The following is a 9,627-nucleotide window of genomic DNA, read 5'->3' on the forward strand; positions in this document are numbered from 1 at the left end:
TTGGCGCTCTTGCCGTAACGCGCGACAGCCAGCATAAACGCACCAAGTTTTTTGACAGGAGATACAATGATGATTGGTCGGTTGAACCATGTGGCAATTGCAGTGCCAGATCTTGACGCAGCGATGGCGCAGTACCGGGGGACCCTAGGGGCTACAGTTGGCGCCCCCCAGGATGAACCAGATCACGGCGTTACAGTTGTTTTCATTGAGCTGCCAAACACCAAGATCGAACTGCTATATCCGCTTGGCGACAACTCGCCCATTACCGGATTTCTAGACAAGAACCCATCTGGCGGCATTCATCACATCTGCTATGAAGTCGAAGATATCCTAAAGGCCCGCGATCACCTGCTGACTGAAGGCGCCCGTATTCTAGGCTCAGGAGAGCCGAAAATTGGTGCGCATGGTAAGCCAGTACTGTTTTTGCACCCCAAGGATTTTAACGGTTGCCTGGTTGAGCTCGAACAGGTCTAAGGCGAATTCGCCCCGCACCAACAGTCATTGGCGGGGCGTCAAACGGAGACACGCGATATGTCAATTACATCGGCACTGGTGCTTTATGCAGTGATCTGGTTCCTTAGCTTTTTGGTGATCATTCCGATCCGTTTGGAAACTCAGGGTGACAAAGGTAGCGTGGTGCCAGGCACCCACGCCAGCGCGCCTGAGAACCATTATCTGAAGCAAAAGGCGATTATCACAACCTTAATAGCGGCTGTCCTGTGGGCGGTGATCGTCGGCATTATCCTGTCGGGTGTGATCACCATCAGCGATTTTGACTGGATGGGTGTCTACAACGAACCGGGCTAATGTTCGCCTAGCTGACCACACTGACCAACAAGTAGCTGGCCATCGCAAACATGGCCAGCAAACTCAGGCTCATGAATAGTCCACGCAGGTTATCGCGGCCAGATATGTAGCTGTAGGTATAACCCAGCCGTGCCACGGCAAACCCGATCATCCAAAGCTTTGCAGCCCAGATATGGGGTGATGTGACGGCAAGGACGGCGGCCAGGAACACAAAATAGACCACGTTCTCAGTTGTGTTGCGGTGCGCATTGTGGTGCCGCTCCAGCTCTTGCCAACCCAGCTTTGAAATGTCCTGAGGCGTTGTTTTGCTGTTTCCCCATTCCTCTGGGGTGGCATACATGCGGAATTTGACACGGGTCAGTTCCGTTGTTGTCATCAGCCATGCATGATTGATGACAAGCAATGAACCCGCAACAGCCAGCGCCCAGATATGTTCTGGCGATGGCAGGGCAGGTACTGCAGGAGAGATACCAAACGCCCAAATATTGATCGCCAGGCCAATACCGAGAAGTACAAATGGATAGCCGATCACGATCAAGGAGACACGGCGTCTCTTGTCATTTAACTCAGTCATAATGTGTTCGCTCAAATAAGGATTTCTCTAACGAGCTTGCAAAATTATTGCCGTACAGTCCATCCGCAGCTCTTTACCCCCGCCGTTGCAGCGCGTGGAAAATATGGGTGAAGGTGGCCGCACCCAAGATTGGGATCACCAGGTTGAGCAACGGGATCGACAATGGCATGGCCATCAATGTGCCCGCCATCCAAATCGTCCCCAGATGCTTTCTACGCATTTTCTTGGCCTCAGGCAGACCAATGCGGCGCGCCGCGGCAAGCGTGAAATATTCGCGCCCCAGCAGGAAGCCATTAAGCCCCCAGAAAATGAACAGTGCGGCAGGCGGGAACAGGACATAAAGGATCAATGCCAAAACGTTGACTGTAATCAGCACCCCGAGGAAATTTACCGTATCTTTCACTGCCTCCCAAAATGGAGTTCTGCCCACCGAAGGCAAATAAGGGAAATGCTTGTCCTCTACTGCCTGTGCCACGTCGTCCAGAAACATCGACGTAATGGCAGATGCAACTGGCACCATCAGAAAAATCGACAGGATCAGCATGAAGATCAGCGACCCAATCGACAACAGATCATCCAGCCAACGCACTTCACCCAGCACAGGCACTGTTGCGTCTGGACCAACAAACCACTGGATCAACACCAGAAAACAGGCATAGGCCGCGATCAACAGCGCCAAGGTCAACCCGATGCCCAGGGCCAGAACTTTGCGGAACCTCGGATCCCCTGTCTGCGCAATGGCCTTGAAAAAGGAATCAAATATCATTCTGTCACCCAGGTTGTGATGGCTTCAACATTGGGGCGGGGGCGCTCCGGCGGTTTGGTCTTTTCGGTAGCGATATGAACCAGCCCGGCGATGCGCTCATTGCTAGCTAGTCCAAAGGCTTCGCTGCAGAACTCTGCATCATGGCTCGCCCAACCGGACAACCAATTTGCGCCCCAACCAGCCGCAAGCGCTGCGTTCAGTAAGCTCAGGCAAACTGCCCCAGCAGAATAGCTTTGCTCTATAGGCGGAACTTTGTCACTCGGGATCTGCACTTCAACAACCACGACAGCCAAATGCCCCAGCTCAAACTGGCTGCGGCCCTTGGCGATGTCTTCTGGCGATTTACCCAGACGCTCCCCAGCTTTGGATGTAAGGTCAGCCAAACGTGCCATAGCGCCATGCTCTACCACGATAAACCGCCAGGGTTCCAGCTTCCCATGGTCCGGAGTGCGCGCTGCTGCTGTCAGCAACGGTTCCAATTCAGCTCTGGTCGGCGCCGGTGCAACAAGCGTTTTGGCAGGGCGTGAGCGGCGATTGAGTAGGAACTCCAGAGCCGCAGAGTTTTGTCGTGGCATATGTAACGCCCTTTTACATTTCGTCTGTTCCATTTCGGCAGACCTAACAGGAATTTCAAGGCAAAACACAAAATTACCTGCGCGATAAGAAGGATCCGCTTCATCTGGCCAAAAATATCCCCGCCGGAGGCCAGAAAACCTTGGCAATCCCTAGCATAGCAGAGCAACACTTAGGCTATGGGGAAACCGAAAAGCAAAAACCTACCTGATCTGACCTATTTGGCTCAAGCCGGAGCAGAAATTGCAGTGCATGTTACCCCACGGGCAGCTCGCAATTCAGTTCTGGTCCGGGATGGACAGTTGCGGATCTCGGTGACTGTGGTTCCCGAAAATGGCAAAGCCAACGATGCTGTGCAGCGGCTTTTATCTACGGCCATGGGAGTGGCGGCATCCCAGCTGCGTCTAACACGCGGACAAACCGCCCGAGAGAAACTTTTTGTCTATTTGGGGTCCTCGCGGAGCTGATACACACCTTCAGGCAGGTCCAGCGCAACCGACAGATCACGGACTTGTTCGTGTGATAGCGTGATCAACTGAACCCTGTCCGTGCGGGGATCATATTGCTCAATGGTGACGCACTCGGCAAAGGAATTGATTGTGACGTCTTCCTGCAAAGGCGCCTCGCCTTCATCCAAAAGAGTGATCACTGTGGCGTCAAACTCATGTTCGATTGTAAACATACCACCAGCTTGCCCTGTGTCGATCCGTCTGGCAAGGCTTTGCAGCATCACGGTATCTTTTGGCGGATACTAGGGAATAGAGCACTCTGCTCAATTGATCCCACAGTTAAAATTCCTCTAGTATGGGCAAGAGCAGTGCAGGGGAGTGTCATGCATCGTCTATTGTTGTTGGTGGTTTTATCTCTCGCGGCCTGCGAGGTTTATGTGCCCCCCATCGAGGGGCCGGGCCTTGGCGTGCAACAACCCCGACCAACGGATCTGTCTGATGGCATTGGCCGTACAGCCTTTGCACCAGTAGCCCGCGCCGTCGAACCTGTAGCCGAACGCGAATGCCGGTCTCGCACGCAGGGACGCAACTGCAACTTTCTGATCCGCATTGATCCTGATCCCAAGGCCCCCGCCAACGCTTATCAAAGCTTGGATCGTTCAGGACGACCAGTGATCACCTTTACCCAAAAAATGCTAGCTGAGCTGTCTAACCCAGATGAACTGGCCTTTGTGATGTCCCATGAGGCAGCCCACCACATTCGTGGACATCTCGCCCGACAGGAACAAAACGCCCTTTCCGGTGCGATCATCTTTGCCGGCCTGGCGAGTATGGCTGGTGCCAGCGCCAGTGACATCGTCAACGCTCAGGATCTGGGGGCCATGGTCGGGGCCCGCAGCTATTCCAAGGATTTCGAACTGGAGGCAGACCAGCTAGGCACCATAATCACCCATCAGGCAGGATTTCGCCCCAGTGTCGGTGTCCGTTTCTTTGCTCGTTTACCTGATCCCGGGGATATGTTCTTAGGCTCTCACCCTGCCAACCATGACCGGGTACAGATCGTGCAGCAGACCATTCACAAATATAATTTGAACTGATTTATGCCCCGACCTACTCCTTCTGAATTACAGTTCGTGCAGCTGGGTGTTGTCCTGACCGATCGCGGCTCTCGTTACGCTGTGTCTGGTGCACCCGTGACCACACGCGCTGAAATCGACGCTGTCCTGACCGAATTGAAGCGAGATCGATCCTACGCCAAGGCCACCCACAATACCTGGGCGGCGCTGCTGCCAACGGGCGGACTCAAGGCAGACGACGGTGAAAGCGGTGCCGGCATGGTGATCCTCCGGATGCTGGAACGCGCAGACCTGCAAAGCCATGTGATCATCGTGACCCGATGGTATGGCGGTAAGAAATTAGGCGGAGACAGATTTCGGCGCGTACAAGACGCAGTCCGCGCCTATCTGGACGACCGGGGTGACGGCGGGTAACCGGGTTAAAGTCTTGACCTGAATCAAGGTCTGCCGGGTACGAATTGTTTAGCTGAACCAACATCAAAGTGGGTCAGGAGGCAACCTTGCAAGACACTGTGGTATTAAAAAAGCACGCGGCTCTTTTCGACGACATGGGGACCGCACTTGGCTTGGATCTGCAAACGCAGGCTATTGGCGGTGACCTCCCACTGGAGGAGATTTCCGAGGCCGTTCTACGCTGCACAAAATGCGCCCACCCAGAGAAATGCGCCCGTCTTTTGGCCGTCTCTGACTTGCAGGCCTCTGCGCCGCCTGACTATTGCCGCAACCGCGACTTGCTGGACAACCTGCAAGAACAAGTCGGTTGAGATCCAAGATTGGCGCCATGGAGGGGCCTCTCCTCAGCCAATCAATAACGCCTACACAAACCAAGAAAGCAAACCGAAGCCTATGAAAGACTTGGCAACAGAGCCAGCGCCGGCTGGGGATATCTACCGGCATATGTGGCTGTTGAAAACGATGCTGGCGAGTGTCGGTGTGGATCTGGGGCAGGCCTTAGCTGACGGTAGCCTGAATGTGGCTGCCTATAGCCAAATGCTAACCAAATGCCGCTTTGCCGGATGCGATAACGCTTGTGTGCTTTGGCAGGAAAAGAACCAAACCGGTGCGCCGCCAGAGTTCTGCGTCAACAAAGAGATGTTAGCGCGGCTATCAAACCCAAAGGCACATTCCAGCGCGTAGGCTAGACGTCCCTAAATCCTCAATCCCAGTAACACATATTTCTCCCTAAACTCTCCCGCCCCTGCGCCGTGTTTTGGCTACGCCAAACCCCATTGCAGCGTTGGGCATGGCGCCGCGTAGCGGCGCAGGGCCCAACGGCTGAAGGCATCTGTGATGCCGCACAGTCGGCGGGAGTGTTTATAACTTGCTGTGGCTGCCGTCGCAGAGCGGAGCCTTGGCCGAGTGTTTGCAGCCACAAAAGAACAGCTTGCCAGTTTTCTCGGCCGTGTATTTCCGCGGGTTGAATTCGGTACCCTTGTGAGATCCATCGCAAAAGGGCTGTTTTCCGGACTTCCCACAGGCGCACCAGAAATAGCTCTTGCCCTTGATCACTTCGACAGCAAAGGGCGCCTTTTGGGCGATGGTTGGAGGGGATGACATGGCTGGGGCGCTCCCTGACTGTTTGTGTTTCTCAAAGAGGTGCCCCGCATGTGCCAATCGTCAAGTCATTGACTTGTAACTACCGCGGCGGCGCGTCAGTTTGGCGGTATGAAATACTTTTTGAACCGACTGAAATACCGCATCATCTGGAGCTGGTCTGGCTGCCGTGACGCCTGGATCAACGAACACAGTTTCCGCAGCTGGGTCTGGGCCAATCTGGTCTCGGGTGGTTTTGCTCTGTGGCTGCCACTAGAAACGGGCGAGCGCGCGCTGATCCTGGCGCTGGGGGTGCTGGTGCTGGCTGCGGAATTGTTCAATACCGCGATTGAACGGGTGGTGGATTATATATCCGAAGAGCAGCACCCGCTGGCCGGGCAGGCCAAGGATGCGGGGAGTGCCGGGGTGGCCGTGGCGGCGGTTGCTGTAGGGCTGGCTTGGGTTGTTGTGCTGGTGGGGTTGGTTTGAGATCTACTTGAGCCAAATCAACGATTTGGCCAGCGCCCGACCCTTCCGACGGGAGGGCGCTTTGCAAAATGTAATTTTCGACTTCATGGGACAATTTGGGGGGCAGCAACCTCAACAAGACCCGTCTACACCCCCTCCACAATCACTACATGGCCGGTCGAACAACTCTGCCTCAACTCCTTCAACGGAGCATAGGCATCTGAATTGAAAAGGGCGCGGGCGCTGTCCATGTCGGGGAATTGAAACAGCACGATGCGGGTAGGGTTCCAGTCGCCTTCGAGCACCTCGTGGGCACCACCACGGGCTAGGTAGGTGCCACCCATCTCTTCGACCAGCGGTTTCACCCGTTCCATGAATTTAGCATAAGGCGCGGGATCGTGGATTTCGACGTCGTAGATCAGATAGGCAGGCATGGGCTTCCTCCGGTTGAATAGAGGGAGCCTATCAGGTGTTTTTGGGGGCTGTCGCCGGGGTGGCTATGGCGCTACAACGCCGGAAAGCGGCCCTGCCACTAACTGGCCGAGTTTCCGGGGCTCTGTCCATGCATTTCTGAAACTCTCGCTCAGAGAGCTTCTATTTTGAAATGCATCCCCATAAATCATATTCCCCGGCCTCATCGACCTCGACCGTGACCAGATCACCGACGTTCAGCCCATCAGTGCCTTCATCAATGAACAGGTTGCCGTCAATCTCGGGGGCGTCGGCCTTGGTGCGGCAAGTGGCGATGCCGTCTTCGTCGATGTCGTCGACAATCACCTGCATGGTCTGGCCAACCTTGGCTTCCAGCTTGGCCTCAGAGATCGCCTGCGCTTTCTCCATGAACCGTTCCCAGCGCTCTTGCTTGACCACTTCGGGCACGTGATCAGGCAGGGCGTTGGACCGCGCGCCGTCGACGTTTTCGTATTTGAAGCAGCCAACGCGATCCAGCTGTGCCTCGTCCATCCAGTCGAGCAGATGTTGAAATTCTGCTTCGGTTTCACCGGGATAGCCGACGATGAAGGTCGAACGCAGGGTGATGTCGGGGCAGACTTCGCGCCAGGCGGCGATTTCGGTCAGGGTTTTGGCACCAGCCGCCGGGCGGGCCATGCGTTTCAGGACGTCGGGGTGCGAATGCTGGAATGGGATGTCCAGATAGGGCAGCACCGCGTTGTCGGGGTCGGCCATCAGTGGGATCAGGTCGCGCACATAGGGGTAGGGGTAGACATAGTGCAGGCGGATCCACAGATCCTGCGCCGCGCCCAGTTTGCCCAACTCGCGAGTCAGGTCGGTGATGTGGCTGCGCACCTCGCCGTCTTTCCACGGATTCACATCATAGCGACGATCCAACCCATAGGCCGAAGTATCCTGCGAGATGACCAGCAGTTCTTTGACGCCCGCGCCCACCAGCTTTTCCGCCTCGCGCAACACCGCATGGGCTGGGCGTGACGCCAGCTTGCCGCGCATGTCGGGGATGATGCAGAATTTGCACTTGTGATTGCAGCCCTCGGAAATCTTTAAGTAGCTGAAATGTCTAGGGGTTAGCTGCACACCAGTGGCAGGCAACAGGTCCACAAACGGGTGCGGATCAGGCGGCACGGCAGAGTGTACAGCGTCCAGAACCTGTTCGTACTGGTGTGGGCCAGTGACAGCCAGAATACGCGGGTGGTGTTCGCGGATGTAATCCGGTTCAGCCCCCAAACAGCCGGTGACAATCACCTTGCCGTTTTCCTTGAGCGCCTCGCCGATGGCGTCCAGGCTTTCGGCCTTGGCACTGTCCAGAAACCCGCAGGTGTTGACGATCACCGCATCGGCCCCGGTGTAGTCGGGTGAAATCCCATAGCCCTCGGCCCGCAGGCGGGTCAGGATACGCTCGCTGTCGACTAGGGCCTTGGGGCAGCCCAAGGACACCATGCCAAGCGTCGGCTGGCCGTCACGTGGTGCCTCTCCGATTTGCAGTTTCGGGGCAAGATCGGGGCGGAGCTCTGGCGGATTGCTGGATGGGTTCTGGGTCATGAGCGCGCATATATCAGGAATGCCGCAAGAGGCAAGAAAAACGGGGGTGATATGCGTGCACCAAGCGTGCACCACCTGTGCACCGGGTTGCCGTATTGTGTCAGCGACGTAACGCTGCTCCTTGTAGCAAATAATACTAGCAGGGCGTGAAGGACACTCTGACGGAGAAGACCCGTTACTGTCGAGGTTGCACTGGTCAGAAGAGGCCTATGAGTTTTGTTGATTAGTCACCTGACAGATATACCATTGTCTCTTCTCAACTGGGCGAGGTTGTAGGTCGCGGGTCATTGCATCGGTGAGAGCATCGCTAAATCGGAGTACTGAGATGGAAACCTTCACGACCTCTGCATTTGACCACAGTCAATATATGCCCCACGGCATGTGTTACTTATGGCGCCCTGATGTTCTCTGGCCGACAGCTATTTCGGACATGGTGACCGCAATGGCCTATCTAGCCTTTGCATTGGCTGTCATCACTTTTGTTCGCAAGCGAGCAGATCTTCATAACCCTGCGTTTTTCGTTCTCGCCGGCTCAGTCATTTTCCTGGCCTGTGGCATGTCACACCTGTTGAGTGCTGTAGTGATTTGGAACCCGCTTTATGGGTATTTGGCAGTCGTCAAAGTACTGGTGGCTGTTAGCTCCGTCGCAGCGGCGATACTGATTTGGCGGTTACTGCCTGTATTTTTAGCTATTCCCAGCCCCGATGTACTTGAGGCCAAGAATAGGGAGCTGGAAAGGGAAATTAAGTTCCGCATTAAAATGGAGAAGGTAGCGAAAGATTTAAATGCTCAACTGCTGGTTGCTCGCGATGAGGCTGTATATGCCAATCGGGCCAAAGGTGATTTTTTGTCAACAATGTCTCATGAAGTTCGAACCCCGATGAAAGGCGTTCTGGGTACGGTGAAACTATTGCAACAGACCAGTTTAAGCCAAGAGCAGGAAGATTACGCTAGAATACTGCGCCGCTCTGGAAATACGCTAATGACGATCATGAATGATATTTTGGATTACTCCAAAATTGAAGCTGGCGAATTAGCACTTGAAAATTCCAAGTTTAATGTAAGGCAGTTGATCGAAGATAGTGTCTCTCTTTTTGATGTCGAGGATGTTGATGGTATTGAATTGATCGTAGAGGTAGATTCAGCGCTGCCCGATGAACTAATCGGTGACCCAAATCGGTTGCACCAGATAATTATAAACCTACTTAACAACGCATTTAGTTTTGCTGCTGAAGCGAGCGTTTGCCTCAAAGTAGATGTTGAACCTTCTGATGGGCTTTGTTGCACAAATCGGTTGATGGGATTCACTGTATGAATCCAGCGTGATAGTTGGGGTTCATGAGCAGGTGGACACCGACGACTTACAAG

Annotated in this window: 16 protein-coding genes; 9 read left to right on the plus strand and 7 right to left on the minus strand. The window is 54.7% G+C overall.

Annotated features, from left to right (window positions below):
• Positions 1-69: 69 nt before the first annotated feature.
• Complete coding sequence (gene mce, locus DL239_RS12630; protein ID WP_167684474.1) at positions 70-474, plus strand: methylmalonyl-CoA epimerase; 405 nt, start codon at positions 70-72, stop codon at positions 472-474.
• Between the two features lie 57 nt (positions 475-531).
• Complete coding sequence (locus DL239_RS12635; protein ID WP_167684454.1) at positions 532-807, plus strand: DUF1467 family protein; 276 nt, start codon at positions 532-534, stop codon at positions 805-807.
• A gap of 7 nt (positions 808-814) precedes the next feature.
• On the opposite strand, the gene DL239_RS12640 is transcribed toward DL239_RS12635, so the two are convergent.
• The 3 genes from DL239_RS12640 to DL239_RS12650 all read right to left on the minus strand — a co-directional run bounded on the left by DL239_RS12640 (position 815) and on the right by DL239_RS12650 (position 2,722).
• Positions 815-1,381: an MAPEG family protein gene (locus tag DL239_RS12640; protein WP_167684455.1), complete on the minus strand. Its 567-nt coding sequence runs from the start codon at positions 1,379-1,381 to the stop codon at positions 815-817.
• 73 nt (positions 1,382-1,454) lie between these two features.
• The gene (locus DL239_RS12645; protein ID WP_167684456.1) at positions 1,455-2,147 is read right to left on the minus strand and encodes an EI24 domain-containing protein; all 693 of its coding nucleotides are present in this window, start codon (positions 2,145-2,147) and stop codon (positions 1,455-1,457) included.
• On the minus strand, positions 2,144-2,722 hold the full coding sequence (locus tag DL239_RS12650) for a nitroreductase family protein (protein ID WP_167684457.1): 579 nt from the start codon (positions 2,720-2,722) through the stop codon (positions 2,144-2,146). The genes DL239_RS12645 and DL239_RS12650 overlap by 4 nt, the downstream gene beginning before the upstream one ends.
• Before the next feature lie 177 nt (positions 2,723-2,899).
• On the opposite strand from DL239_RS12650, the gene DL239_RS12655 reads away from it, so the two are divergent.
• Positions 2,900-3,187 (plus strand): DUF167 domain-containing protein, encoded by a 288-nt coding sequence (locus DL239_RS12655; RefSeq protein ID WP_167684458.1) that lies wholly within the window; start codon positions 2,900-2,902, stop codon positions 3,185-3,187.
• On the opposite strand, the gene DL239_RS12660 is transcribed toward DL239_RS12655, so the two are convergent.
• On the minus strand, positions 3,163-3,402 hold the full coding sequence (locus tag DL239_RS12660) for a DUF8831 family protein (RefSeq protein ID WP_167684475.1): 240 nt from the start codon (positions 3,400-3,402) through the stop codon (positions 3,163-3,165). The two genes, DL239_RS12655 and DL239_RS12660, sit on opposite strands and share 25 nt — an antisense overlap.
• A 150-nt stretch (positions 3,403-3,552) precedes the next feature.
• On the opposite strand from DL239_RS12660, the gene DL239_RS12665 reads away from it, so the two are divergent.
• The 4 genes from DL239_RS12665 to DL239_RS12680 all read left to right on the plus strand — a co-directional run bounded on the left by DL239_RS12665 (position 3,553) and on the right by DL239_RS12680 (position 5,382).
• Positions 3,553-4,266, plus strand: coding sequence for a M48 family metalloprotease (locus tag DL239_RS12665; RefSeq protein WP_167684459.1), 714 nt, complete (start codon positions 3,553-3,555; stop codon positions 4,264-4,266).
• 3 nt (positions 4,267-4,269) lie between these two features.
• Positions 4,270-4,659, plus strand: coding sequence for a YigZ family protein (locus DL239_RS12670; protein WP_167684460.1), 390 nt, complete (start codon positions 4,270-4,272; stop codon positions 4,657-4,659).
• 86 nt (positions 4,660-4,745) lie between these two features.
• Complete coding sequence (locus tag DL239_RS12675; protein WP_255456273.1) at positions 4,746-5,009, plus strand: DUF6455 family protein; 264 nt, start codon at positions 4,746-4,748, stop codon at positions 5,007-5,009.
• Positions 5,010-5,091: 82 nt separating this feature from the next.
• A complete protein-coding gene (locus tag DL239_RS12680; protein ID WP_167684461.1) occupies positions 5,092-5,382 on the plus strand; it encodes a DUF6455 family protein in 291 nt (96 codons plus the stop codon).
• A 177-nt stretch (positions 5,383-5,559) separates the two neighbouring features.
• Here the strand turns inward: DL239_RS12680 and DL239_RS12685 are convergent, their stop codons facing one another.
• Entirely contained in the window at positions 5,560-5,802 is a 243-nt protein-coding gene (locus tag DL239_RS12685; protein ID WP_167684462.1) for a CDGSH iron-sulfur domain-containing protein, read from the minus strand.
• A gap of 108 nt (positions 5,803-5,910) precedes the next feature.
• Here DL239_RS12685 and DL239_RS12690 point away from each other — a divergent pair, with 108 nt between their 5' ends.
• A complete protein-coding gene (locus DL239_RS12690; RefSeq protein ID WP_167684463.1) occupies positions 5,911-6,267 on the plus strand; it encodes a diacylglycerol kinase in 357 nt (118 codons plus the stop codon).
• A gap of 125 nt (positions 6,268-6,392) precedes the next feature.
• Here the strand turns inward: DL239_RS12690 and DL239_RS12695 are convergent, their stop codons facing one another.
• Positions 6,393-6,680, minus strand: a complete 288-nt coding sequence (locus DL239_RS12695; RefSeq protein WP_167684464.1) for a DUF1330 domain-containing protein — start codon at positions 6,678-6,680, stop codon at positions 6,393-6,395.
• Between the two features lie 160 nt (positions 6,681-6,840).
• A complete protein-coding gene (rimO, locus tag DL239_RS12700) occupies positions 6,841-8,259 on the minus strand; it encodes a 30S ribosomal protein S12 methylthiotransferase RimO (protein WP_167684465.1) in 1,419 nt (472 codons plus the stop codon).
• Between the two features lie 325 nt (positions 8,260-8,584).
• On the opposite strand from rimO, the gene DL239_RS12705 reads away from it, so the two are divergent.
• The gene (locus DL239_RS12705) at positions 8,585-9,574 is read left to right on the plus strand and encodes a histidine kinase dimerization/phospho-acceptor domain-containing protein (RefSeq protein ID WP_167684466.1); all 990 of its coding nucleotides are present in this window, start codon (positions 8,585-8,587) and stop codon (positions 9,572-9,574) included.
• The last annotated feature ends 53 nt before the right edge of the window (positions 9,575-9,627 follow it).

This window comes from Parasedimentitalea denitrificans, from assembly GCF_011813015.1.
Lineage (GTDB): Bacteria > Pseudomonadota > Alphaproteobacteria > Rhodobacterales > Rhodobacteraceae > Parasedimentitalea > Parasedimentitalea denitrificans.